The following is a 23,863-nucleotide window of genomic DNA, read 5'->3' on the forward strand; positions in this document are numbered from 1 at the left end:
GGCGGGCGCCGTCAGAACAGCACGGTCGCGTAGGTCCCGACCTGCTCGAACCCGACCCGGCGGTACGTCGCGAGCGCGGCCGCGTTGTAGTCGTTGACGTACAGCGACACCACGGGAGGCGCCGCGCCGCGCGCCGCGTCCGCGAGCCCGGGCTCGCGCGCGAGACGCACGACGGCGGCCATCCCCGGAGCGGCGAGCCCTTGCCCGCGGTACCGCGGGTCGACCCACACGCCCTGCACCTGCGCGACGCGCGGCGTCACCGCGCCGAGCTCCGCCTTGAAGACCACGTGCGGCGAGCGGCCGGGCTCCGCGGCCGTGCGGACGAAGGACCGGCCCGCGAGCACGAGCGAGCGGACGCGCTCCTCGTACGCGCGGCCCCCGCCCTCGACCGGCGAGTAGCCGACCTCCTCGGTGAACATGCGCACGCACGCGGGCAGCACCACGGGGACCTCCGCCGGGACGGAGCGGCGCACGTGCGGGTCGGGCTCGACGTCCGGGTCGCGGTCGATCGCGAGCGACGGCTGGTTCGCCCGGATCTCGCGCGGCGCCGGCCAGTGCGGGGCGAGCAGCTCCCACAGCGCCAGGACGGCGTCGCGCTCCCCCACGACCGACGACGACCGCCGCCCCGCGTGTCGCGCGAGCGCGGCGAACGCGGCGACCGCCGTGCGCGCGCGGTCGGGGTCGAGCGACGCCGGCACGACCGGCACGAGGTTCGCCCCGGCCCAGCACACCGCCTCGAGCGGGCCGACGGCGGGGAAGCCCCACGCCTGGCCGCCCGCGGCGTGCAGGCCGGCGTGCTGCGCGACGGCGAGCCGCGCCGCCGCGAGCGTCGACGCGACCGGGTCGCCCGCGCACACCGCGAGCGCCTCGGGGACGTCCGCGTCGGACAGGACGCGGGCCCGCTCGGCCGCGTCGTCGCCCGACCCGGCGCGCGCCCGTGGCCGCAGTGCCGGGACGGACGGGCGCCAGCGGCTCACGAGGGCGTCAGCCGACCGTGACGACCGGCGGACCGGCCTGCGCGTCGTTCTCCGGCGTCATGGTCTCCGCGATGCGCAGCGCCTCCTCGATGAGGGTCTCGACGATGAGCGACTCGGGGACCGTCTTGACGACCTCGCCCTTGACGAAGATCTGCCCCTTCCCGTTGCCCGACGCGACGCCGAGGTCCGCCTCGCGCGCCTCGCCCGGGCCGTTGACGACGCAGCCCATGACGGCGACGCGCAGGGGCACCTCCATGCCCTCGAGCCCGGCCGTGACCTTCTCCGCGAGCGTGTACACGTCCACCTGGGCGCGGCCGCACGACGGGCAGGAGACGATCTCGAGCTTGCGGGGGCGCAGGTTGAGCGCCTGGAGGATCTGGTTGCCGACCTTGACCTCCTCGACCGGGGGCGCGGACAGCGAGACGCGGATCGTGTCGCCGATGCCCTTGCTCAGCAGCGCGCCGAACGCCGTGGCCGACTTGATCGTGCCCTGGAACGCGGGGCCGGCCTCGGTCACGCCGAGGTGCAGCGGCCAGTCCCCCGCCTCCGCGAGCAGCTCGTACGCGCGCACCATGACGACCGGGTCGTTGTGCTTCACCGAGATCTTGAAGTCGTGGAAGCCGTGCTCCTCGAACAGCGACGCCTCCCACACGGCCGACTCGACCAGCGCCTCGGGCGTCGCCTTGCCGTACTTCGCGAGCAGGCGCGGGTCGAGGGAGCCGGCGTTCACGCCGATGCGCAGGGACACGCCCGCGTCGGACGCCGCCTTCGCGATCTCCTTGACCTGGTCGTCGAACTTGCGGATGTTGCCCGGGTTCACGCGCACCGCGGCGCAGCCCGCGTCGATCGCGGCGAACACGTACTTGGGCTGGAAGTGGATGTCGGCGATCACCGGGATCTGCGACTTCTTCGCGATCGCCGGCAGCGCGAGCGCGTCGTCCGCGCTCGGCACCGCGACGCGCACGATGTCGCAGCCCGACGCCGTGAGCTCCGCGATCTGCTGGAGGGTGGCGTTGATGTCCGTCGTCGGCGTCGTCGTCATGGACTGGACGCTGATCGGCGCGTCGCCGCCGACGTCCACCTTGCCGACCTTGATCTTGCGGCTCTTGCGGCGCGGCGCGAGGACCGGCGGCGGCGCGGCAGGCATTCCGAGACTGATGGGTACGCTCACGCCCCTAGTATCCCCCGGCGAGCGTCGAACGGGGCACCGCCGGGTGTCCGGGACGTCACCTTCCCGTGCGGTCCCGCACATCTTCGCGGCACCTCCACGCACGCCTCCCGGTGGAGCAGAGGCCTCGGGCGACGCGCCGGGCTACGTGAGGCGGACGGGGTCGATGATGTCGGCGAGGATCAGCAGGGCGCCGACGCCGACGAGGACCACGAACATCACGTACGCGACCGGCATCATGCGCGCCAGGTCGGCCGGTCCCGGGCGCGGGCGACCGCGGACGCGCGCGACGGTGCGCTTGGCTCCCTCGTAGAGCGCGTTGACCACGTGCCCGCCGTCGAGCGGCAGGAGTGGGATGAGGTTGAAGACGAACAGCGCGACGTTCAGCGCGGCGAGCAGCAGGAGCATGGTCACCACGCGGTCGAGCACCGGGCTCTCCGCGCCCGCGACGTCCACCGCGACGCGGCCGACCCCGACGACGCTCATCACGGAGTCCTGCCCGCGGGGCGCGTCGGTGAACGCGGCCTGGGCGGCCTCGTAGACCTTGACCGGGAGCGTGACGATGATGCCCGCCGTGCCGCTCACCTGCTGCCACGTGGCCTCCGCGGCCACGCCGATCCCGGCGGGCGTGCGCTCGACGGTCGGCGCGAACCCGACGAACCCGGCGGGCTTCGTGACCGGCTCGCCGTCGTCGTCGACGACGGGCGTGCCGTCCTCGGCGACGACCTGGCGCTCCACGTCGACCGGCGTGATGGTGAGGTCGACCTGCTCGCCGTCGCGCTCGACGACGACCGGCGTGGCCTGCCCGGCGGCGCCGCGGATCATGCCGGAGAGCTGGTCCCACGAGGTGACGTCCTCGCCGTCGAACGCCACGATCGTGTCGCCCGGCTGGAGCCCCGCGGCGGCGGCCGGCGAGGGGTCGGCGTCGGCGGCGCACTCCTGCTCCTCGTCCGTCACCGCGGACGGGACGCACGCGTTCACCGAACCGACCGTGGTGGTGACCGCAGGCAGGCCGATGCCGACGCACACGATCGCCATGAGGACGAACGCGATGAGGAGGTTCATGAAGGGGCCGCCGAGCATGACGACGACCTTCTTGGGCGCGGAGAGGTTGTAGAACGCGCGGTGCTCCTCGCCCGGCCGGATCTCCTCCGTGCTGGCGTCCCGCGCGTCGGCCACGACCTGGGAGAAGAACCCGCCGCCGCGGGGACGGGCGCCCGCGGGCGCGGGCGGGTACATGCCCACGAGGCGCACGTAGCCGCCGAGCGGGATCGCCTTGAGGCCGTACTCGGTCTCGCCCTTGGTGCGCGACCACAGGGTCGGGCCGAAGCCGACCATGTACTGGCTCACGCGGACGCCGAACTTCTTCGCGGGCACCATGTGCCCCACCTCGTGCAGCGCGATCGAGACGACGATCCCGACCACGATCACCAGGATGCCGATCAGCGTGGCCATCGTTCCCTCTGCTCCCTCTCGACGTCCAGGGCGGTCGTCCCGCCCCGACGGTTGCTCGTCACCGGCGGTCCAGCAGCTCGTGGGCTCGCGCGCGCGCCCAGGTCTCCGCCTCCGCCACGTGCTCCAACGTCAGCGCGTCCGCGGGGGTTCCGTCGTGCGCCGCGAGCACGCGCTCGACCGTCGCCACGATGTCACCGAAACCTGCGCGTCCGCTGAGGAACGCCGCGACGGCCTCCTCGTTCGCCGCGTTGTACACCGCCGGGTGCGTGGCGCTCGCCGCCACGGCCGCACGCGCGAGGTTCACCGCGGGGAACGCCGCGTCGTCGAGCGGCTCGAACGTCCACGACGTCGCGGCGGACCAGTCGCACGGCGGCGTCACGGGGTCGAGCCGGTCGGGCCACGACAGCCCGAGCGCGATGGGCAGGCGCATGTCCGGCGGCGACGCCTGCGCGATCGTCGAGCCGTCGACGAACTCGACCATCGAGTGCACGACGGACTGCGGGTGCACGACGACCGTGATGTCGTCGGCCGGGACGTCGAAGAGCAGGTGCGCCTCGATGAGCTCGAGACCCTTGTTCATGAGGCTCGCGGAGTTCACGGTGACGACCGGGCCCATGGCCCAGGTGGGGTGCGCGAGCGCCTGGTCGACGGTCGCGGCCTTGACCGCGTCGGCCTCCCAGCCGCGGAACGGGCCGCCCGAGGCGGTGAGGATCAGCCGGCGCACCTCCGGTCGCGTCCCCGACCTCAGGCACTGGGCGATGGCCGAGTGCTCGGAGTCCACCGGGACGATCTGGTCCGGGCGCTGCTGGGCCGCGCGGACGAGCGCTCCCCCGGCGACGAGCGACTCCTTGTTCGCGAGGGCGAGCGTCGACCCGGCGCGCAGCGCGGCGAGCGTCGGGCCGAGGCCCACCGACCCCGTGACCCCGTTGAGGACGACGTCGCTCCCCCGCGCCGCGAGCTCGGCCGCGGCATCGGGTCCGGCGAGCACCTCGGGGACCTCCTCGCGACCGGCGCAGGCCGTCGACAGCGCCTCGGCCAGGTCCGCCGCGCGGGTCGCGTCCGCCACGCCGACCGCGCGCACGCCCAGGTCGGCGGCCTGGCGCGCCAGCAGGTCCACGTCGCTCCCGCCCGCCGAGAGCGCCTCGACCCGGAACCGGTCGGGGTGGGCCCGGACGACGTCGATCGCCTGCGTGCCGATCGACCCGGTCGAGCCGAGGATCGTCACGGTGCGCGGGGTGGGTGCAGGTCCGTCGGGCATGGTTCCCATCCTTCCAGGCCGCGGGCGGTGCGTGGCACCGCACCGGCTCGTCGTCCGGTCAGCGCGGCGCCGTCCACTCGAGCGTGCACCGGAAGAACAGCCGACGACGCACGCGCGCGCCCGGCAGCAGCGCCCGGGCCGTGCGGGCGACCTCGTCCACGGTGTGCCGCGGGTCCCGGACGGGCATGCCCGGCGCGTCGGGCCCGGGGTCCTCGGGCCGGGCGCGGCGGGGGTGCTTCAGGAGGCCCACGAGCGGGTTGAGCAGCGCGGACGCGACGTCGACGGCGAGGTCCCGGGCCGTGGCGACCCGGGCGAGCCCCACGACCAGCAGACGGCCGCCCGGCGCGAGGAGGTCCCGCGCGTGCCGGAGCGCCTCGTCGAGCTCGAGATGGTGCAGCACCGCGACCATCGTCACCGCGTCGTACCCGCGGTGCTCCGCGGATCCGGCCCCCGGCCCGGGCGTCCCGCCCGGCGAGCGGACGTCGTCGGGCGAGCGGACGTCGTCGGGCGAGCGGACGTCGTCGAACCGGAGCCGGCGCACCGTCACGGCGGGGTCGGCAGCGTGCCGCGCCCGGGCCTGGGCGACCATGCCCGCGTCGGCGTCGATCCCGTGCACCTCGGCGACCCGGGCCCGCAGCCGGCCCAGGAGCACGCCGGCGCCGCAGCCGACGTCGAGCACGACGCGGGCGTCGTGCGGCACGCGCCGCACGACCCAGCTGTGGAAGTGCTCGTTGTGGTTCCAGGGGTGGCGGGCGTTGAACGCCGCGAGCGACGCGACCGCGCGCCGCAGCGGGCGGATCGACGTCGCCCGGGGATCGAGGCTCACGCGCGGTGGGGCGTCGTCACTCGACGCCGAGCAGCACCTCGATGGCGCGCGCGAAGAACGCGTCGACCGGGCCCTCCGCGTAGCCGTCGCGCCCGCGCGCCCGGCCGAACGTCGCGGACCGGATCTCGGCCGCCGTGATCGGGACCTGGCGGTCGAAGTAGGCGACGAGCCGGTCGCACAGGTCGTCGACGTCGTCGATGTCGTAGGCCGGCTTGCCGCGCTCCGCGAGCGCGAACTTCTCGCCGTCGGGACGACCGAGGCGCCCGTAGAGCGTCCGCGCGCGCTCGGCGAGCGCGTTCATCCACGCCTGCTGCCCGTGCGCCGCGACGTACTCGGCCCGCTGGCGCGCGATGAACGCGCCCTCGAGCCGGTCGAGGGCGGCGTCGACCTCGTGCGTGTCGTAGCCGCCACGGACCAGGTCGAAGACCGACGCCTGGATCTCGGTGCTCGTGAGCCGCTCCGACACCCGGCCCTCGTAGACGTCACGAGCGTGCTCGAAGAAGTCGTCGACCTCCTCGGGGTCGTACCCGTTCCGGGTCTTCGACACCGTGGTGAACAGCGAACTCACTCGTCCTCCTCTGCAGCGAGCTGCCCGCAGGCGCCGTCGATGTCGCTGCCGCGGGTGTCACGGATCGTCGTCGGGATCCCGTGACCGCGCAATCGTGCCACGAACTCCGCCTCGACGGCAGGGTCGCTGGCCGTCCAGATCGATCCGGGCGTCGGGTTGAGCGGGATCGGGTTGACGTGGACCCAGCCGCGGCCGCGCGCGTTGAGCTTCTCGCCCAGGAGATCGGCACGCCACGCGTGGTCGTTCATGTCCTTGATGAGCGCGTACTCGATGCTCACGCGGCGGCCCGTGACCTCGAAGTAGTGCCGGGCCGCGTCGAGCGTCTCGTCGACGCTCCACCGGGTGTTGATCGGCACGAGCTCGCTGCGCAGGTCGTCGTCCGGGGCGTGCAGCGACAGCGCGAGGGTCACCGGGATCCCCTCGTCGGCGAGCTTGCGCATCGCGGGCACGAGCCCGACCGTCGACACCGTGATGTTGCGGGCGGACATCCCGAGCCCGTCGGGCGCGGGGGCGACCAGACGGCGCACCGTGCCCATGACGGCCTTGTAGTTCGCGAGCGGCTCGCCCATGCCCATGAACACGAGGTTGTTGAGGCGCGCCGGGCCGCCCGGGATCTCGCCGTCCGCGAGCGACCGGGCCGCGGAGCGCACCTGCTCGACGATCTCCGCGACCGAGAGGTTGCGCGTCAGGCCGAGCTGCCCCGTCGCGCAGAACGGGCACGCCATGCCGCAGCCCGCCTGGCTCGACACGCACAGGGTCGAGCGCTGCGGGTAGCGCATGAGGACCGACTCGACCTTCGCGCCGTCGAAGAGGTGCCACAGCGTCTTCACGGTCGTGCCGCCGTCGGCCTCCATGCGCCGCGCCGCCGTGAGCAGCGGCGGGAAGAGCGCCTCGGCGAGCACGTCGCGGGTCGCCTTCGGCAGGTCCGTCATCGCCTCGGGGTCACGCGTGAGGTGCGCGTAGTAGTGCGTCGCGAGCTGCTTGGCGCGGAACGGCTTCTCGCCGAGCTCGACGACGACGTCCCGCACCTCCTCGGGCGCGAGGTCGGCGAAGTGGCGCGGCGGCTTGCCGCGGCGCGGCGCTGACATGACGAGCGGCAGCGGCTTCGACTCCGCGGACGGGCGGACGGAACGGACGGTCATGAGGAGGTCCAAGCGTGGGGGGCGGTGCGGACGGGTGCGCCGCGCCGTGAGCCGGGCCGTCAGACGGCCAGGGCGAGCAGCACGTACACGAACGGGGCGGTGAGGAGCATGGAGTCGAGCCGGTCGAGGATGCCTCCGTGGCCGGGCAGGAGCGACCCCATGTCCTTCAATTCTAGGTCCCGCTTGATCATGGACTCGGCGAGGTCGCCGATCGTCGCCGTGAGCGGCGCCAGGACGCCCAGCGCGACGCCGAGCAGCGGGCTCGCGCCGAGCCCCACCACCGCGCCGACGACCCCGACGGCGGTCGCCAGCACGAACGACCCGGCGAGCCCCTCCCACGACTTCTTGGGGCTGACGGACGGGGCGAGCGGGTGCCGTCCGAACAGGACGCCCGCGACGTACCCGCCGACGTCGTTCGCCACCGCCAGCAGGATGAAGAGCAGGACCCGCACGCGCCCGTCCGGTGCGGCGAGCATGAGCATGACGAAGCCCGCCATGAACGGCAGGTACGCCGCCGCGAAGGTCGCGGCGGCGGCGTCGCGCACGGCGGCCGTGCCCGACCCGTCGATCACGCGCCAGACCACCGCCCCCGCCACGGTGAGCATGAAGGAGACGAGCAGCGCCTCGGGCCCCGAGTAGTACGAGGAGACGAGGATGCCGACCGTGCCCACGAGGAGCGGGAGCAGCGGGAGGTGCAGGTCGCGGCGCCGGAACGCCTGGGCGAGCTCCCACAGCGCCGCGCCCACCGCGACGGTCGCGAACAGCACGAAGAGCTCGGGCCGGAAGGCGAGGCTGACCGCGACGAGCGCGAGCAGGCCGAGGCCCACCGCGATCGCCACGGGGAGGTTGCGGCCCGCCTTGGGTGCGCGCGCCGCGGTCGTGCCTTCGCCTGCGGACGTCGAGGAGGTGTCGGTCATCGGTGCGTGGAGGAGCTCGCCGGACGAGGTGCTCAGACCTCGAGCAGCTCGCTCTCCTTGCCCGCGAGCAGCGCGTCGACCTGGTCGACGTGCGCCTTCGTAAGGACCTCGAGCTCCTTCTCGGCGCGCGCGACCTCGTCCTCGCCGGCCTCGCCGTCGCGCGCGATGCGGTCCAGCTCCTCCTTCGCCCGACGGCGGACGTTGCGGATCGCGACGCGTGAGTCCTCCGCCTTCGACTTCGCGAGCTTCACGAAGTCACGACGACGCTCCTCCGTGAGGGCGGGCAGGACGACCCGGACGACGTTGCCGTCGTTCGAGGGGTTCACCCCGAGGTCGGAGTCGCGCAGCGCCTTCTCGACCGCGGTCATCGAGCTCTTGTCGAACGGCGAGACGAGGATCGTGCGCGCCTCGGTCACCGTGAACGACGCGAGCTGCTGCAGCGGGGTCGGGGCGCCGTAGTAGTCGACCGTGATCTTGTTGAACATCGCGGCGTTCGCACGGCCCGTGCGGATCGCGGCGAAGTCCTCCTTGGCCACCTCGACGGCCTTGTCCATCTTCTCCTCGGCCTCGAGGAGGGTCTCGTCGATCACCAGTGCTCCTTCGTCGTTCGTCGTGGGTCGGTCCGTGCGGTCGTGGCCGGGGTCACCGGCCTGGTCGCACCGGTGTCAGTCGGTCGTGACCAGTGTGCCAATATTCTCGCCGACCAGGGCGCGCGTGACGTTCCCCGGCTCGCTCATGCCGAACACGCGCATGCGCACGTCGTTGTCCCGGCACAGGCTCAGCGCCGTCGCGTCCATGACCCCGAGGTCGTTGACGAGCGCGTCGGTGTACGTGAGGTGGTCGAGCTTCGTGGCCGACGGGTCCGTGCGCGGGTCCGCCGTGTAGACGCCGTCCACGCCGTTCTTGCCCATGAGGACCTCCTGGCAGTGCGTCTCGAGGGCGCGCTGCACGGAGACCGTGTCGGTCGAGAAGTACGGCATCCCGGCGCCGGCGCCGAAGATGACGACGCGGCCCTTCTCGAGGTGCCGGATCGCGCGCAGCGGGATGTACGGCTCGGCGACCTGGCCCATCGCGATGGCGGTCTGCACGCGCGTCTTCACCCCCGCCTGCTCGAGGAAGTCCTGGAGCGCGAGGCAGTTCATGACCGTGCCCAGCATGCCCATGTAGTCGGCACGTGCGCGGTCGAGCCCGCGCTGGGAGAGCTCCGCCCCGCGGAAGAAGTTGCCGCCACCGACCACGATGGCGACCTGGACGCCCTGCTCGACCGCGGCCGCGATCTCCTGGGAGACGCGCTGGACGACGTCGGGCGCGAGGCCGATCTGCCCGCCGCCGAACGTCTCGCCCGACAGCTTGAGGAGCACCCGCCGGTGCTCGGTCCCCGTCCGGGGCTCGGTCTGCTCGCCTGCCGTCACTGTCGACACCTGTCCTTCGTCCTGGCCCGGTGGGGCGGGGTGGTCCTGCTCCGCCGTCGTCCACCTGATGGTGCGGCACGTCGGCGGTCGTCGCGCGCCCGGGCCGGGCCCGGGTGCGCGGTCGGCCCGGACCCGCCGTCCACGAGACGACGGGGCCGGGCCGACGGGGGCGTCAGGCGCCGACGCGGTAGCGCACGAACTCCGTGATGGTGCCGCCGGCCTCGGAGACGACCTGGCCGACCGTCTTCTTCGGGTCCTTCGCGAGCGGCTGGTCGACGAGGACGACGTCCTTGAAGAAGCCGTTGAGGCGACCCTCGACGATCTTCGGCAGCGCGGCCTCGGGCTTGCCCTCGTTGCGCGAGGTCTCCTCGGCGATGCGGCGCTCGTTCTCGACCGTCTCGGCCGGGACCTCGTCGCGCGAGAGGTACGTCGGGGACATCGCGGCGACGTGCTGCGCGACGTCCTTCGCGACGGCCTCGCCCGCGGCGTCCGTGGCGACGACGACGCCGATCGACGGCGGCAGGTCGCGCGCGGTGCGGTGGAGGTACGCGGTGACGCGCTCGCCCGCGACGCGGGTCACGCGGCGCAGGACGATCTTCTCGCCGAGCGTCGCGGCCTGGTTGTCGATGACCTGCTGGACGGTCTCGCCGTCCGCGTCCGCGGCGAGCGCCGCGTCCGCGTCGCGCGCGCCGGCCTCGGCCGCGGCCTTGAGCACGCGGTCCGCGAGGGAGATGAACGTGTCGTTCTTCGCGACGAAGTCCGTCTCGGAGTTGAGCTCGATGAGCGTCGCGACCTGGCCACCCTCGGTGTCGCGGATGTCGACGGCGACGAGGCCCTCGGAGGTCGAGCGGCCCTCGCGCTTGGCGACGCCCTTCAGACCCTTCACACGGATGATCTCGAGCGCCTTGTCCGCGTCGCCGCCCGCCTCGTCGAGAGCCTTCTTGACGTCGAGCATGCCGGCGCCGGTGCGCTCGCGCAGGGCCTTGATGTCAGCGGCGGTGTAGTTCGCCATGGTGGTTCCTCACTCGTGGTTCGTCACGGGTACTTCGTCACAAGCGACGTGCTGGCGGCACCGCGTGGGTGCCCGGTACGCCGGTGGTACGGCACGGGGTGCGCGACGGTCGCCCGTCGCGCACCCCGGGACGTCACTTGGTCTCGTCGGCCTCGGCGTCGGCGACCACGGCCTCGGCGTCCGCGACGACGGCAGCCTCGGCGGCGGCCTCCTCGACGACCTCGGCGGTGGCGTCACCCGGCTCCTCGGCGGCGACCTCGGCGGCAGCCTCGGCCACGCCCTCGGCCGCGGCGGCCTCGACGTTCGCCTCGGCGGCCTTCTCGTCCGCCTCGAGCTGCTGCTCGGCGCCGGCGAGGAGCTCGCGCTCCCACTCGGCCAGCGGCTCGGCGGAGGCGCCCGCCTCGGCCTCGGCGCCCGAACGGCCCGAGTGACGCTGGAGCAGACCCTCGGCGACGGCGTCCGCGATGACCCGCGTGAGCAGCGTCACGGAGCGGATCGCGTCGTCGTTGCCCGGGATCTTGTAGTCCACGACGTCCGGGTCGCAGTTCGTGTCGAGGATCGCGACGATCGGGATGTGGAGCTTGCGCGCCTCGTCGACCGCGAGGTGCTCCTTGTTCGTGTCGACGATCCACACGGCGGAGGGGACCTTCGCCATGTCGCGGATGCCGCCGAGCGTGCGGGCGAGCTTGTCCTTCTCGCGACGCAGGACGAGGAGCTCCTTCTTCGTGAGCGCCGAGCCGGCGACGTCGTCGAAGTCGATCTCCTCGAGCTCCTTGAGGCGCTGGAGACGCTTGTGCACCGTGGTGAAGTTGGTGAGCATGCCGCCGAGCCAGCGGTGGTTCACGTAGGGCATCCCGACGCGCGCGGCCTGCTCGGCCACGGGCTCCTGGGCCTGCTTCTTGGTGCCGACGAAGAGGATGGAGCCGCCGTGCGCGACGGTCTCCTTGACGAACTCGTACGCGCGGTCGATGTACGACAGCGACTGCTGGAGGTCGACGATGTAGATGCCGTTGCGCTCGGTGAAGATGAAGCGCTTCATCTTCGGGTTCCAACGGCGGGTCTGGTGCCCGAAGTGGACACCGCTCTCGAGGAGCTGGCGCATGGTCACGACGGCCATGACACGTCCTTTCGCCGTGCGGCCCGGGATCCACCCGGTGCGCGCACGCTTCTGGCGGCCCCTCCCGTGGGACGGACCGCGGTGCGGTTGTCGGTGACGACCCTGGTGGTCGCACCCCTGGCGCCACCCGTGCCGACGCCTGCGACGCACCGTGGACGGTGCGAGCAGGACCGACGCCGGACGCGGCCCCACCCCGACCCGGACGGACCGGGAGACGAGGGCGAGGACGTGACGCGCGAAGTCGACCGGCTCCGTCCTCGGCCGAGGTGGTCCCTCGGGCCGGGCACGGCGAACGCGCCGGTCGCAGCGGCAAGTCTACCCGACGGCAGGGCCGACCACAGCCGCCGTCGTGCGCCGTCGCGCGGACCGCTCGTCCACAGCCGGGCCTGCCGCGGACGCGCCCGCTCGCGCCCCTCCGGCACGCTGGCGCCGTGACCTCGCACCGCGCCCGCCTCCCGTCCGCCCGCCTCCCGTCCGCCTGCCCGTCCGGCCGCCGGGCGGTCCGCCCCGCCGACCGCACGCGCGGCCGCGCGGTCTCGCGACGTGCCCGGCTCCGCGGCGCCGCCCTGGTGCTCGGCGCGGTCGTCGTGCTCGGCGCGCCCGTGGCCGGGGCGGCGACGCCCCCCGACGCCGGGCAGGGAGCCGCGACGGGCGGGTGGGTCCCCCCGCTCGACCGGAGCCTCGACCGGCTGGGCGTGCTGGCGCCGTTCGACCCGCCGGAGCACGACTGGCTGCCGGGGCACCGGGGCGTCGACCTCGCGGCCGCCCCTGCGGAGACCGTCCGCTCCCCCGCCCCCGGCGTGGTGTCGTTCACCGGGCCCGTCGCGGGGCGCGGCGTGGTCGTCGTCCTGCACGACGACGGTCTGCGCACCTCGCTCGAGCCGGTGACGGCGTCGGTCGAGCGCGGCGAGCGCGTGACGTCCGGGTCCGTGCTCGGCACGGTGCAGGCCGCGGAGAGCGCCGCGGGGAGCCACTGCGCCGCCACGTGCGTGCACTGGGGCGTGCGGCGCGGCGAGCGCTACCTCGACCCGCTGGCTCTCCTCGGCGACCGGCCGCCGATCGTGCTGCTGCCGCTCGGGGAGGGCTGACCGCGCGGGCTGCGGCGGTTCACGGCGGATCGCGCCAGATCAGGGCGGATCGCGCGTCCCGTCAGGCGCGCGGGAACGCCTGCTCGAACGAGGTGCGCAGCCGCTCCGCGGTCACGTGCGTGTAGCGCTGCGTCGTCGCGAGCGAGGAGTGCCCGAGGATCTCCTGCACGCTGCGCAGGTCCGAGCCCCCGGCGAGGAGGTGCGTCGCGGCGCTGTGCCGCAGGTCGTGGGGGGCGACGTCGTCGACGCCCGCCGCCGCGGCGAGGCGGTGCACCGCCTCGCGGACCTGCCGCTGCCCCCAGCGTCCCCCGCGGTCGCCCAGCAGGAGCGCGGGGCCCGAGCGCGCGGTGACGAGGGCGGGCCGGCCCACGTCGAGCCAGCGGGTCACCGCGCGCGCCGCCGGCACGCCGAACGGCACGACGCGCTCCTTGTCGCCCTTCCCGAGCACCCGGACCACGCGCTGCGCGAGGTCCACGTCGTCGACGTCGACTCCCGCGAGCTCGCCGACGCGGATCCCGGCCCCGTAGAGGAGCTCGACGGCGGCCCACTCGCGCAGCCGGGCCGGCTCACCCTCGACGGCGGCCTCGCGCGCGTCGTCGAGCAGGCGCGCCGCCGCGTCGACCGCGAGGACGGTCGGCAGGGTGCGGGGCACGCGCGGGCTCGCGAGCCGCGCCGCCGGGTCGGAGTCGACACGCCCCGTGCGCCGCGCCCAGTCGAAGAACGCGCGCGCCGCCGCGCCGCGTCGGGCGAGGGTCGCCCGGGCCAGCCCGCGCTCCGACTGCGTCGTGAGCCACGCACGCAGCGCGGCGAGGTCGACGTCGCGCGGGGCCGCCGCGCCGTGGCGGACGGCGTGCCGCAGCAACGACTCGACGTCGCCGGTGTAGGCGCGGACCGTGTGCGCCGACGTCCCCTGTGCCACCTCGAGGTGCACCGCGAAGTCCGCGAGCGCCGCACGCATCGCCTCGGGCAGCGCGACGGCGGGTTCCGCGACGCGCTCGTCCGCGGGGTGCTCCTCGGAGGTGTCTGCTCGTGTCACGCCCCCAGTCTCGCGCGCGGCGAGCCCTGGCCCGGGGAGGCGCTCCGCTCTGCTCGCCGCTCAGGGCCCACGCACGCTCAGCGCACCTCGCACGGCCCATGACTCATGGCTCACGCACGCGCCGCCAGCCGACGGGCGACCGCTCGGCGAGCCCCCGGGCCTCGAGCCTCCCCAGCGCACCGACCACGTCCGCCACGGCAAGACCCGCGGCGCGGGCCATCGCCTCGGTCGAGGCTCCCGCACGCAGCGGGAGCGCGTCCCACGTGCGCGTCTCGACGGGGTCCAGGTCGTCGTACGGGGCGTCGTGGGGTGCTCGCCACGAGGTCGCGGCGGGCGCGGCGGGCGCCGCGTCGCGCGCGAGGTCGCCCGCGAGCTCGACGACCTCGTCCGCGTCGGTGACGCACACCGCCACGCCGTCGCGCAGCAGCCGGTGGCACCCGGTCGACGCCATCGACGTCACGGGGCCCGGCACGGCACCGACCGGACGGGAGAGCTCCGCGGCGCGCGACGCCGTGCTCAGCGAGCCCGAGCGCCAGGCCGCCTCCACGACGACCGTCGCCCGCGCGAACGCCGCGATGAGCCGGTTGCGCAGCAGGAACCGCACCCGGCTCGGGACGGACCCGGGCGGGACCTCCGAGACGACCGCGCCGCCCGACTCGACGACCGAGCGGAGCAGCTCGACGTTCCCGGCCGGGTAGAACCGGTCCACGCCCCCCGCGAGGAACGCGACCGTCGGTCCACCCGAGAGGATCGCCGCCCGGTGCGCCGCCGCGTCGATCCCGTACGCGCCCCCGGACACGACGGTGAACCCTCGCGCCGCGAGGCCTGCTGCGATCTCGCCCGTCACGTGGCGGCCGTAGTCGGTGCAGGCGCGGGCGCCGACCACCGCGACCGAGCGCGCCGCGAGGTCCTGCACCGCGGCGCTCCCCCGCACCCACAGCGCGAGCGGGCGGACGGGCCCGAGGTCGTCGAGGCCGGACGGCCACCGGTCGTCGCCCGGCACGACGAGCGTGCCGCCGAGGCGCTCGAGCACGCGCAGCTCACGGCGCGGGTCCAGCCCGTCGAGGCGGGGAGCCCAGCGCCCGACGGCCCGCAGGAGCCGCGCCACCGACCGGGCGCGCGGGTCGTGGTCCGTCACGCGTGCGTCGGTCGACCGTCCCACCGCGTCGCGCTCCGCCACGCGCCGGCCGGCCGACCGTGCCGCCGGGTCGGGCGCGTCCTCGCGGGCGCCGGGAGCGGGACCGACCACGGGGACACCCGTCGGCCCTTCCCGTGCCGGAGAGGCACCGCCCGGCGCGCCGTCGTCGGCGAGCCGGACCAGCGCGCGGCGCGCGCCGGCCGGGTCACGGGCCGCCTCGTGGAGCCACTCGAGCGCCGGACCGGCGCCGAGCTGCTCCACGAGCGCGACCGCGACCTGGTCCCCCGGTTCCGCGACGCGCGACCACGCCGCGCGCGCGAGGCGCTCGTCGAGGACGTCGAACACCGGTCGTCCGTCCCCGGACCCGCGGTCAGGCACGGTAGCCCCGCGTGCGCAGCGCGAGCCCGGTCCCGACGTCCGCCCGGGTGGGCGCGGCGCGCCCGGCGAGGTCCGCGACGGTCCAGGCCAGGCGCAGGACGCGGTCCGCGCCGCGCAGGCTGAGCGTGCCGCGGTCGAGCGCGCGGTCCACGTCGGTCAGGAGGCTCGCGTCGGCGCCGAGCTGCTCGCGCAGCCACGTGCCGGGCACCTCACCGTTCGTGCGCCAGGGCGTGCCGTCAAGCCGGGACGCGGCCGCCTCCCGGGCCGCGGCCACGCGCGCCGCGACGACCGCGCTCGGCTCCGGCGCGGCGGCTCGCGCGCGCTCGACCCGCGTCACCGGCCGGACCTCGACCTGCACGTCCACGCGGTCGAGGAGCGGGCCGGAGAGCCGACCGAAGTACCGTCGCTGCGCCACGGACGAGCACGTGCACTCGAGCCCCTTGCCGACGCCCTGGCCGCACGGGCACGGGTTGGCGGCGAGCACGAGCTGGAAACGGGCGGGGTAGCGCGCCGTCCCGCCCGCCCGGTGGATGACGAGCTCGCCGTGCTCGAGCGGCTGGCGCAACGTCTGGAGCACGCGCGCGCCGAACTCGGGCGCCTCGTCGAGGAAGAGCACGCCCCGGTGCGCCCGCGACGCGGCCCCGGGTCGGGGCAGACCGCTGCCCCCGCCGACGATGGCGGCGGGCGTCGCGGTGTGGTGCGGGTCCTCGTAGGGCGGGCGGTGGACCAGTCCCGCGCCCGGGTCGAACACCCCGGCCACGGAGTGGACGGCGGTGACCTCGACCGCCTCGCTCTCCGTGAGGTCCGGCAGGATCCCGGGGAGCCGCGACGCGAGCATCGTCTTGCCTGCGCCCGGCGCCCCGACGAGGAGCAGGTGGTGGCCGCCCGCGGCCGCCACCTCGAGCGCGTGCCGCGCCTCGTCCTGGCCGACGACCTCCGAGAGGTCTCCCGGACGGGCCGCCGGCACGACGGGGCGCGGGACCACGACCGGCGCGGCCGCCTCGTTTGCGCCCTCGAGCGACGCGCCGTGGAGCCGCGCGACGTCCGCGAGGCTCGCCGCCCCGACCACCCGGGCCCCGGGCACGAGGCGCGCCTCCGCCACGTCGGCCGCCGGCACCACGACGTCCGGGAACCCGGCCGCGACCGCGGCCGCCACGGCGGGCAGGACGCCGCGCACGGGCTGGAGCCGACCGTCGAGGCCCAGCTCGCCCAGGTGTACGACGCCGTCCGCCGCGCCCGCGGGCAGCACCTGGGCACCGGCGAGCAGCGCGACGGCGATCGCGACGTCGAAGCCCGTCCCGGACTTCGGCAGCGCCGCCGGCGAGAGGTTGATCGTGACCTTGCGCTGGGGCCACGCGATGCCCGACGACGTCACGGCCGCGCGCACGCGGTCGCGCGACTCGCTGAGCGCGGTGTCCGGCAGCCCGACGAGGACGAAGCCGGGGACGGACGCCGCGAGGTGGGCCTGCACCTCGACGACGTGACCGGAGAGCCCGACGAGCGCGACCGCGCGCGTGGTCCCGAGCCCCATCAGGCGCTCACCCCGACGAGGTGCTCGACCCGTGCCGCGCCGGCGCGAGCCACGAGGACCGCGACGACGTCGATCCGGACCGACCGGGCGCGGACGTCGTGCGTCGCGAGCCACTCCCCCGTGAGCCGGCGCAGACGGCCGAGCTTCGCGGGCGTGACGGCCTGCGCCGGGTGCCCGAACCCCGTGCCGCGCCGGGTCTTGACCTCGACGGCCACGAGCACGTCGCCGTCGAGCGCGACGACGTCGAGCTCGCCGCGCGTCCCGCGCCAGTTGCGGTCGAGGAGCGTCCAGCCCGCCTCGACCAGGTGGGCCGCGGCCACCTTCTCCCCGTACCGCCCGACGGCGTCGTTCGCTCCCATGGGCTCACCTCCGCGGCCCACCGTGGGGCACGGCGCGGGAGCGGCGCCAGGTGCGCCGGGGGGCCTGTGGGACCGCCGTCAGACAGTGGTCCTGTGCACGGCCACGAAGGGCGTCAGAGCTGGAGCTCGGCCTTCGCGAGCTCCTCGACGTTGACGTCCTTGAACGTCACGACGCGCACCGACTTCACGAACCGCGCGGAGCGGTACACGTCCCATACCCACGCGTCGGCGAGCCGCAGCTCGAAGTAGACCTCACCCGCGGCGGAACGCACCTGCAGGTCGACCTGGTTCGCCAGGTAGAAGCGGCGTTCGGTCTCCACCACGTACGAGAACAGGCCCACCACGTCGCGGTACTCGCGGTACAGCGCGAGCTCCATCTCGGTCTCGTAGTTCTCCAGGTCTTCGGCGCTCACGGCTCCATCATGGACCATCGGCGGCCGCCGGACCGGACGGGGGACCCCGGTCAGCTCGTCGGCAGACCGGCCTCGGGGTCGAGCTCGAGCACGTCGACCGGGTCGCCGTACGCCGGGACGCCGATGCCCTCGTCACCGCGCTCGGGCAGGCGCCACGACCGCCGGTGCTGCGGCGTCGGGCCGTGCTCGCGCAGGGCCTCGACGTGCGCCGCCGCCCCGTAGCCCTTGTTCTGGTCCCACCCGAAGGCGGGGTACTGGCGCGCCAGGCTCGTCATGAGGCCGTCGCGCTCCGTCTTCGCGAGCACGCTCGCGGCGGCGACCGACGCGCACTGCAGGTCCGCCTTGACGAGCGTGCGCACACGCGGGTCGACGAGCCGGACGTCGTCGTGCGGGTCGAGGTCGAACGCCTCGAAGAGGTCCACCGCCGAGGGGCGGCTCAGCCAGTCGTGCTTGCCGTCGAGCAGGACCGCGTCGACGTCGCCGACCGTCCGGCGCACCTGGGCGAGCGCACGGCGGCCCGCGAGCCGCAGCGCGCCCACGATCCCGTGCGCGTCGATCTCGGCCGGGCCGGCGTGGCCCACCGCCCACGCGACGCACCACGAGCGCGCGAGGGGCACGAGCGCCTCGCGCGCCGCCGCGGTGAGGAGCTTGGAGTCCGTGAGCCCGGGCGGGCACGGCTTCGTCGCGAGGTCGACGACCACGACCCCGACCGACACCGGCCCGGCGAGCGCGCCGCGACCGACCTCGTCCATCCCGGCGACGAGGCGGGCGCCGTCGCGCAGCATGGCGCGCTCCTGGCGCAGGTCGGGCCGGCGACGCGCGGGTGCCCGGCGCGCCGGTGCCCGCGCGGGCTCCGGACGCGCGACGGCGTCGAGCGTCACGGCTCCACCTCGGGGACGTCGGCGAACACGTCGCCGGGGTTGCGCAGCAGACCGACGTGCGACAGCGGCCACACCTTGACGAACGCCGTCCCCACGACGTTGCTCATCGGCACGAACCCGCCTCCGGGCTTGCCCTGGTTGTAGCGAGAGTCCGCGGAGTTCTGCCGGTTGTCGCCCATGACGAACAGCATGTCGGCGGGGACCGTGCGGTCGAACGCGTCCTGGCTGGGGATCGACCCCGGCTTGATGTACGTCTCGTCGATCGGCACGCCGTTGACGCTCACGCGGCCCTCCGCGTCGCAGCACACGACGTGGTCGCCCGGCACGCCGATGACGCGCTTGATGAGGTGCTCCCCCGTGTCCTGCGGCAGCAGGCCGACGAACGTCAGCGCCGCACGGACGGCCTCGGACACCGGGCTCTCGTCCTGGGGCTCCTGCGGCGGCAGCCAGCCGCCCGGGTCCTTGAACACGACGATGTCGCCCCGGTGCACGTCGAACGCGCCGGGCACGAGACGGGACACCATCACGCGGTCGCCTTCGACGAGCGTGTCCTCCATCGAGGCGCTCGGGATGAAGAACGCCTGGACGAGGAACGTCTTGATGAGCAGGGACAGCACGAGCGCGCTGACCACGATGATCGCGGTCTCGCGCAGGAGCGACGACCTGCGCGGGCGCTCGCGCGGAGCGACCTCGTCCCCTTCGGCCGCGAGGTGCTGGCCGTGCGGGGGGCGCCCGTCGTCCTCGGGGCCGAGCGCCGCGCGCTCGGTGCCGGCGTCGGGGTGCGGGCCGCGGGGCGGGGCGCTGTCGGTCACGCGTTCACAATGCCACCTCGGGAGGCGATCCGGGAAACGGAACCGGCCCGCGGACAGCGGCCCCGGGGTACGCCGACGGCGGCCGCCCCGGGAGGGACGGCCGCCGTCGGAACGAGCGGAGCGGCGGTGTCGCCGACAGCCGATCAGCGGTTGGGCGCGGTCTCGCGCTTCTCCTTGATCTTCGCCTTCTTGCCGCGCAGCGCGCGCAGGTAGTACAGCTTGGCGCGACGCACGTCACCGCGCGTCACGACCTCGACGGACTCGATGGAGGGCGAGTGCACGGGGAACGTGCGCTCGACACCCACGCCGAAGCTGATCTTGCGGACCGTGAACGTCTCGCGGACGCCGCTGCCCTGACGGGCGATGACGACACCCTGGAACGCCTGGACGCGGGAGCGGGTGCCCTCGACGACCTTGACGTTGACCTTGAGCGTGTCACCGGGGCGGAACTCCGGGACGTCGCTGCGCAGCGATGCTGCGTCGACGCTGTCCAGCGTGTGCATGGTGCTTCTCCTCGCCCGCCACAGGTCGGACGCGTGCTCGTGGCCCGGGCAGACCGGGCCGTCGTCGTATCGGTGGGGTGTGCCGTGCTGCGCGTGGACGGTCGTCGACCTCGCGGTCGTCGGGTCCGTCGTGCCAGTCCGCCCGAGGATCGGGCGCGGGCTCCCCTGTGGCAGAGGTCCGGGGCGGCACACACCGATCGACCATTCTGCCACACCCGTCGGCCCGGGCGGCAGTCCTCGCGGGTCACGGGCGCGCGCCGGGAGGGTACCCGCTCAGCCGTCGGCAGGGGCGGTGCGCTCCAGGTGGCCGTCGACGACGCCCCAGCCGGCCCCCGCGAGGACCTCCAGGTCGTACCGGTCGAGGGCGGCGACGTCGAGCGCGCGCACCATGTCCGGGCGGCGGCGGGCGGTACGACGCAGGGCCTGGTCCCTGCGCCAGCGCCGGATCCGGGCGTGGTGCCCGGACAGCAGGACGTCGGGCACCTCGAGGCCGTCCCACACGGGCGGCTTCGTGTAGACCGGGTACTCCAGGAGCCCCGCGGCCCCGTGCGACTCCTCGACCAGCGACTCCGGGTTGCCCACGACGCCCGGCAGCAGCCGCCCGACGGCCTCGATCATCACCAGTGCCGCGACCTCGCCGCCGTTGAGCACGTAGTCGCCGATCGAGAGCTCGCTGACGCGCATCCCGGCGGCACGGTAGTGCTCGGCCACGCGCGCGTCGATGCCCTCGTAGCGTCCGCAGGCGACGACGAGGTGCTCCTCCGTCGCGAGCTCCTCGGCGGTGCGCTGGGTGAAGGTCGCGCCCGACGGCGTCGGCACGACCAGGTGCACCGCGCTCGCCTCTCCCGCGACCGCGTCGGTCGACAGACCGGACACGTCGTCGATCGCCCGGCCCCACACGTCAGGGCGCATGACCATGCCCGCGCCGCCGCCGAACGGCGTGTCGTCGACCGTGCGGTGCCGGTCCGTCGTCCAGTCGCGCAGGTCGTGGACGCGCAGGTCGAGGATCCCGGCCGTGCGGGCCTTGCCGACGAGCGACAGGTCCAGCGCGGCGAGGTAGTCGGGGAAGATCGTGACGACGTCGATCCGCACGTCAGGCCTCGCCGTCGGTGGAGGCGTCCTGCGGCCCGGGCCCGCCCGCCGCGTCGCCGGCGCTCGGCGCCGCGACCTCCAGGTGCTCCGCGTCCGACGCGAGCAGCCCGCCGGGCGGGTCGAGCACGACCCGGCCGCCGGCCACGTCGACGACCGGCACGATCTGCCGGACGAAGGGCACGAGCGTGCGGGCGCCGTCCGGCTCGCGCAGCACGAGGACGTCGTGCGCGGGCAGGTGCTCGAGGCCCTCGACGCGGCCCAGCACGCGGCCGTCCGTCCCCTCGGCGCGCAGCCCGGCGAGCTCGTGCGGGTACCACGCGTCCTCCTCGTCGGACGCCTCGGCCTCGACGACGAGCTCGACGCCGCGCAGCGCCTCGGCGCCCGTGCGGTCGCGCACGCCCTCGAACCCGACGAGCCAGCGGCCCTGGTGGACGCGCACGGTGGCGACGGTCAGGGGGCCGGCGTCGGCGGGCCGCGTCTCCAGACGCTCACCCACCGCGAGGCGTTCCTCGGGGTCGTCGGTGCGCAGGTCGAGGGCTACCTCGCCCCGCAGCCCGTGCGCCTTGCCGACGCGCGCGACGGTCAGCTCCATCGTCGTGACTCCTCGTGTGGTGCGGGATGGGACGGTGCGCGCCGGTCCTCCGACGACGGACGCAGGAAGGCCCGGCCCGCCGGTGGCGGGCCGGGCCTTGCCCGTCGCCCCTCGCGGGGCGTCGTCGTGCGGGCCTCAGCGGCGGTCGACGTCCACGACGTCGACACGGACCGGCCCGTCGGTCGCGAGCGCGCCGACGACCGTGCGCAGGGCACGGGCGGTGCGCCCGCCGCGACCGATGACGCGGCCGAGGTCCTCCGGGTGCACCCGGACCTCGAGCAGGTCACCGCGACGCAGCGTCTTCGTGGCCACGCGGACGTCGTCCGGGTTGTCCACGATGCCGCGCACGAGGTGCTCGAGGGCCTCGGCGATCATCAGGCCTGCTCGTCGGCAGCGGCCTCGTCGGCCGCGTCGGCGGTCTCCTCGGCCGGAGCCTCGGTCTTCTTCTCGGCAGCCTTGGCCTTGACCTTCTCGGCGTCCGCGGCGGCGGCCTCGATGGCGGCGGTCGGGTCGACCTTCTCGCCCTTGACCTTGAGCGTGCCCTCGGCGCCGGGCAGGCCCTTGAACTTCTGCCAGTCGCCGGTGACCTTGAGGAGCGCGAGCACCTGCTCCGTCGGCTGCGCGCCGACGCCGAGCCAGTACTGGGCGCGGTCCGAGGTGATCTCGATGAACGAGGGCTCCTCGGTGGGGTGGTACTTGCCGATCTCCTCGATCACACGACCGTCGCGCTTGGTGCGCGAGTCGGCGACGACGACACGGTAGTACGGCGCACGGATCTTGCCGAGACGCTTCAGACGAATCTTGACGGCCACAGTGGTGGTCTCTCCTGGTTCTGTTTCGGGCGAACCCGCGATCGTCCCGTGGGGACAGGACGAGGAAGGGGTTCAGGACACGGCACGCGCCGGAGAGAGGGGCCGGGGCACGCCGAGTACCGGGACATTGTGCCAGACGGCGAGGGCATCGACCAACCTGCGGGCGGCGCCGGACCGCGTCAGGCGGCGGGCGCGACGATCTCGCCGCGCAGCACGACGGCGGTGGGGGCGCGCAGGACGCCGACGTCCTTGCGCGGGTCCTGCGGGTAGACGACGAAGTCGGCCGACGCACCCTCGACGAGCGACGTGTAGCCGAGGTACTCGCGACCCTGCCAGCTCGCGGCCGCGACGACGGCGGCGTCGGGGATGCCCGCGGCGACGAGCTCGGCGCACTCGTCGGCGAGGCGGCCGTGCCCGATCGTCCCGCCCGCGTCGGTGCCGACGAGGATCTGGATGCCGGACTCGTACAGCGACCGGGCCTGCTCGTACCGGCGCTCGTGCAGGCGCCGCATGCGCGCCGCGAACACCGGGTACCGGGCGTCCGCCTGGCGCGCGATGTTCTCGAACTGCCCGATCTGGAGCAGCGTCGGGGTGACCGCGACGCCGCGCTCGGAGATCTCGTACATGAGGTCGGGGTGGATCCCCGTCCCGTGCTCGATGCCGTCGACGCCCGCGGCGAGCAGCGACGGGATCACCTCGTCGGAGAACGCGTGAACGGTCACACGGGCCGCCTCGGCGTGCGCGGCCGCGACCGCCTCGGCGAGGACGTCGTCGGGCCACAGCGGCCGCAGGTCGCCCTGCGCACCGAGGTCGCGGTCGATCCAGTCCCCCACGATCTTGACCCACCCGTCGCCCTGGCGCGCCTCGCGGCGCACGGCCTCGGGGAGCTGGGCGACGTCGTCGAGCTCGAGCCCGTAGTGGCGCAGGTAGCGCTTGGGCCGGGCGAGGTGGCGCCCCGCCCGCACGAGGCGCGGCAGGTCGCGACGGCCGTGCACCCACCGGGTGTCGAGCGGCGAGCCGGCGTCGCGCACCAGGAGCACCCCGCTGTCCCGGTCCGTCAGCGCCTGCTCCTGTGCGGTCGTCGCGTCGACGGCGCCCTGGGCGCCCAGCCCGACGTGGCAGTGCACGTCGACGAGGCCGGGCAGGGCCCAGCCCTCGAGCTCGACCATGTTGGTGCCCTGCGCCGACGGCCGGGTGAGGCTGATCCGCCCGTCCTTGACCCACAGGTCGCCCACCTCGCGGTCGTCGCCGACGATGACGTGGCCGCGGACGTGCAGCGTGGGGCCTTCCAGCGCGGACATGCGGCTCCTGGGTGAGGACGGACGGGACGGGGAGACGGCCCGGTCGGGGGCGCGGTGCGGCACCGGGCGGTGCCA

Annotated in this window: 26 protein-coding genes; 1 reads left to right on the plus strand and 25 read right to left on the minus strand. The window is 74.8% G+C overall.

What is annotated here, in order from left to right:
* Nucleotides 1-11 precede the first annotated feature (11 nt).
* From MT994_RS14400 to rpsB, 12 genes are all read right to left on the minus strand, one after another.
* Nucleotides 12-977: a GNAT family N-acetyltransferase gene (locus MT994_RS14400; protein WP_354806811.1), complete on the minus strand. Its 966-nt coding sequence runs from the start codon at nt 975-977 to the stop codon at nt 12-14.
* A gap of 7 nt (nt 978-984) precedes the next feature.
* A complete protein-coding gene (gene ispG / locus MT994_RS14405; protein ID WP_021482273.1) occupies nt 985-2,124 on the minus strand; it encodes a flavodoxin-dependent (E)-4-hydroxy-3-methylbut-2-enyl-diphosphate synthase in 1,140 nt (379 codons plus the stop codon).
* Nucleotides 2,125-2,289: 165 nt separating this feature from the next.
* Complete coding sequence (locus MT994_RS14410; RefSeq protein ID WP_354806813.1) at nt 2,290-3,600, minus strand: site-2 protease family protein; 1,311 nt, start codon at nt 3,598-3,600, stop codon at nt 2,290-2,292.
* Between the two features lie 58 nt (nt 3,601-3,658).
* Nucleotides 3,659-4,858, minus strand: a complete 1,200-nt coding sequence (dxr, locus tag MT994_RS14415; RefSeq protein WP_194522473.1) for a 1-deoxy-D-xylulose-5-phosphate reductoisomerase — start codon at nt 4,856-4,858, stop codon at nt 3,659-3,661.
* Between the two features lie 58 nt (nt 4,859-4,916).
* Entirely contained in the window at nt 4,917-5,684 is a 768-nt protein-coding gene (locus tag MT994_RS14420) for a class I SAM-dependent methyltransferase (RefSeq protein ID WP_354806815.1), read from the minus strand.
* A gap of 16 nt (nt 5,685-5,700) precedes the next feature.
* Nucleotides 5,701-6,252: a DivIVA domain-containing protein gene (locus MT994_RS14425; protein WP_021482018.1), complete on the minus strand. Its 552-nt coding sequence runs from the start codon at nt 6,250-6,252 to the stop codon at nt 5,701-5,703.
* Complete coding sequence (gene rlmN / locus MT994_RS14430) at nt 6,249-7,394, minus strand: 23S rRNA (adenine(2503)-C(2))-methyltransferase RlmN (protein ID WP_061268935.1); 1,146 nt, start codon at nt 7,392-7,394, stop codon at nt 6,249-6,251. Before rlmN ends, MT994_RS14425 begins: the two co-directional genes overlap by 4 nt.
* 59 nt (nt 7,395-7,453) lie before the next feature.
* Nucleotides 7,454-8,311, minus strand: coding sequence for a phosphatidate cytidylyltransferase (locus tag MT994_RS14435; protein WP_354806817.1), 858 nt, complete (start codon nt 8,309-8,311; stop codon nt 7,454-7,456).
* A 32-nt stretch (nt 8,312-8,343) separates the two neighbouring features.
* Nucleotides 8,344-8,901: a ribosome recycling factor gene (gene frr, locus MT994_RS14440; protein ID WP_021482015.1), complete on the minus strand. Its 558-nt coding sequence runs from the start codon at nt 8,899-8,901 to the stop codon at nt 8,344-8,346.
* Between the two features lie 75 nt (nt 8,902-8,976).
* Nucleotides 8,977-9,732 (minus strand): UMP kinase, encoded by a 756-nt coding sequence (gene pyrH, locus MT994_RS14445; RefSeq protein ID WP_061268933.1) that lies wholly within the window; start codon nt 9,730-9,732, stop codon nt 8,977-8,979.
* A gap of 163 nt (nt 9,733-9,895) precedes the next feature.
* Entirely contained in the window at nt 9,896-10,735 is an 840-nt protein-coding gene (tsf, locus tag MT994_RS14450) for a translation elongation factor Ts (RefSeq protein ID WP_034652463.1), read from the minus strand.
* Nucleotides 10,736-10,868: 133 nt separating this feature from the next.
* Nucleotides 10,869-11,852 carry a 30S ribosomal protein S2 gene (gene rpsB / locus MT994_RS14455; RefSeq protein ID WP_034652460.1) on the minus strand — a complete coding sequence of 328 codons (984 nt, stop codon included), beginning with the start codon at nt 11,850-11,852 and terminating at the stop codon, nt 10,869-10,871.
* Nucleotides 11,853-12,283: 431 nt separating this feature from the next.
* Here rpsB and MT994_RS14460 point away from each other — a divergent pair, with 431 nt between their 5' ends.
* Complete coding sequence (locus MT994_RS14460; protein ID WP_228485296.1) at nt 12,284-12,940, plus strand: M23 family metallopeptidase; 657 nt, start codon at nt 12,284-12,286, stop codon at nt 12,938-12,940.
* A 61-nt stretch (nt 12,941-13,001) separates the two neighbouring features.
* Here MT994_RS14460 and MT994_RS14465 read toward each other — a convergent pair whose 3' ends face one another.
* The 13 genes from MT994_RS14465 to MT994_RS14525 form a co-directional block, all read right to left on the minus strand.
* Nucleotides 13,002-13,898: a tyrosine recombinase XerC gene (locus MT994_RS14465; RefSeq protein WP_061268943.1), complete on the minus strand. Its 897-nt coding sequence runs from the start codon at nt 13,896-13,898 to the stop codon at nt 13,002-13,004.
* 181 nt (nt 13,899-14,079) lie between these two features.
* Complete coding sequence (gene dprA, locus MT994_RS14470; protein WP_354806818.1) at nt 14,080-15,459, minus strand: DNA-processing protein DprA; 1,380 nt, start codon at nt 15,457-15,459, stop codon at nt 14,080-14,082.
* 25 nt (nt 15,460-15,484) lie between these two features.
* The gene (locus tag MT994_RS14475) at nt 15,485-17,023 is read right to left on the minus strand and encodes a YifB family Mg chelatase-like AAA ATPase (RefSeq protein WP_354806820.1); all 1,539 of its coding nucleotides are present in this window, start codon (nt 17,021-17,023) and stop codon (nt 15,485-15,487) included.
* A complete protein-coding gene (locus MT994_RS14480; protein WP_021483325.1) occupies nt 17,023-17,382 on the minus strand; it encodes a YraN family protein in 360 nt (119 codons plus the stop codon). The genes MT994_RS14475 and MT994_RS14480 overlap by 1 nt, the downstream gene beginning before the upstream one ends.
* A gap of 113 nt (nt 17,383-17,495) precedes the next feature.
* Nucleotides 17,496-17,795: a DUF2469 domain-containing protein gene (locus MT994_RS14485; RefSeq protein ID WP_024840525.1), complete on the minus strand. Its 300-nt coding sequence runs from the start codon at nt 17,793-17,795 to the stop codon at nt 17,496-17,498.
* A 50-nt stretch (nt 17,796-17,845) separates the two neighbouring features.
* Entirely contained in the window at nt 17,846-18,580 is a 735-nt protein-coding gene (locus MT994_RS14490; RefSeq protein ID WP_081599879.1) for a ribonuclease HII, read from the minus strand.
* A gap of 92 nt (nt 18,581-18,672) precedes the next feature.
* Entirely contained in the window at nt 18,673-19,488 is an 816-nt protein-coding gene (gene lepB, locus MT994_RS14495; RefSeq protein ID WP_114553592.1) for a signal peptidase I, read from the minus strand.
* A gap of 143 nt (nt 19,489-19,631) precedes the next feature.
* Complete coding sequence (gene rplS / locus MT994_RS14500) at nt 19,632-19,991, minus strand: 50S ribosomal protein L19 (RefSeq protein WP_021483307.1); 360 nt, start codon at nt 19,989-19,991, stop codon at nt 19,632-19,634.
* A 273-nt stretch (nt 19,992-20,264) separates the two neighbouring features.
* Nucleotides 20,265-21,083 (minus strand): tRNA (guanosine(37)-N1)-methyltransferase TrmD, encoded by an 819-nt coding sequence (gene trmD / locus MT994_RS14505; protein ID WP_021483308.1) that lies wholly within the window; start codon nt 21,081-21,083, stop codon nt 20,265-20,267.
* 1 nt (nt 21,084) lies between these two features.
* The gene (rimM, locus tag MT994_RS14510; RefSeq protein ID WP_354806822.1) at nt 21,085-21,675 is read right to left on the minus strand and encodes a ribosome maturation factor RimM; all 591 of its coding nucleotides are present in this window, start codon (nt 21,673-21,675) and stop codon (nt 21,085-21,087) included.
* A 135-nt stretch (nt 21,676-21,810) separates the two neighbouring features.
* The gene (locus MT994_RS14515; protein WP_021482889.1) at nt 21,811-22,050 is read right to left on the minus strand and encodes an RNA-binding protein; all 240 of its coding nucleotides are present in this window, start codon (nt 22,048-22,050) and stop codon (nt 21,811-21,813) included.
* On the minus strand, nt 22,050-22,487 hold the full coding sequence (gene rpsP, locus MT994_RS14520; RefSeq protein ID WP_021482888.1) for a 30S ribosomal protein S16: 438 nt from the start codon (nt 22,485-22,487) through the stop codon (nt 22,050-22,052). The genes MT994_RS14515 and rpsP overlap by 1 nt, the downstream gene beginning before the upstream one ends.
* 179 nt (nt 22,488-22,666) lie before the next feature.
* On the minus strand, nt 22,667-23,788 hold the full coding sequence (locus MT994_RS14525) for an amidohydrolase family protein (protein WP_354806824.1): 1,122 nt from the start codon (nt 23,786-23,788) through the stop codon (nt 22,667-22,669).
* Between the last annotated feature and the right edge of the window lie 75 nt (nt 23,789-23,863).

It is taken from the genome of Cellulosimicrobium sp. MI9406, assembly GCF_040595865.1.
GTDB classification, from domain to species: Bacteria; Actinomycetota; Actinomycetes; order Actinomycetales; family Cellulomonadaceae; genus Cellulosimicrobium; species Cellulosimicrobium funkei.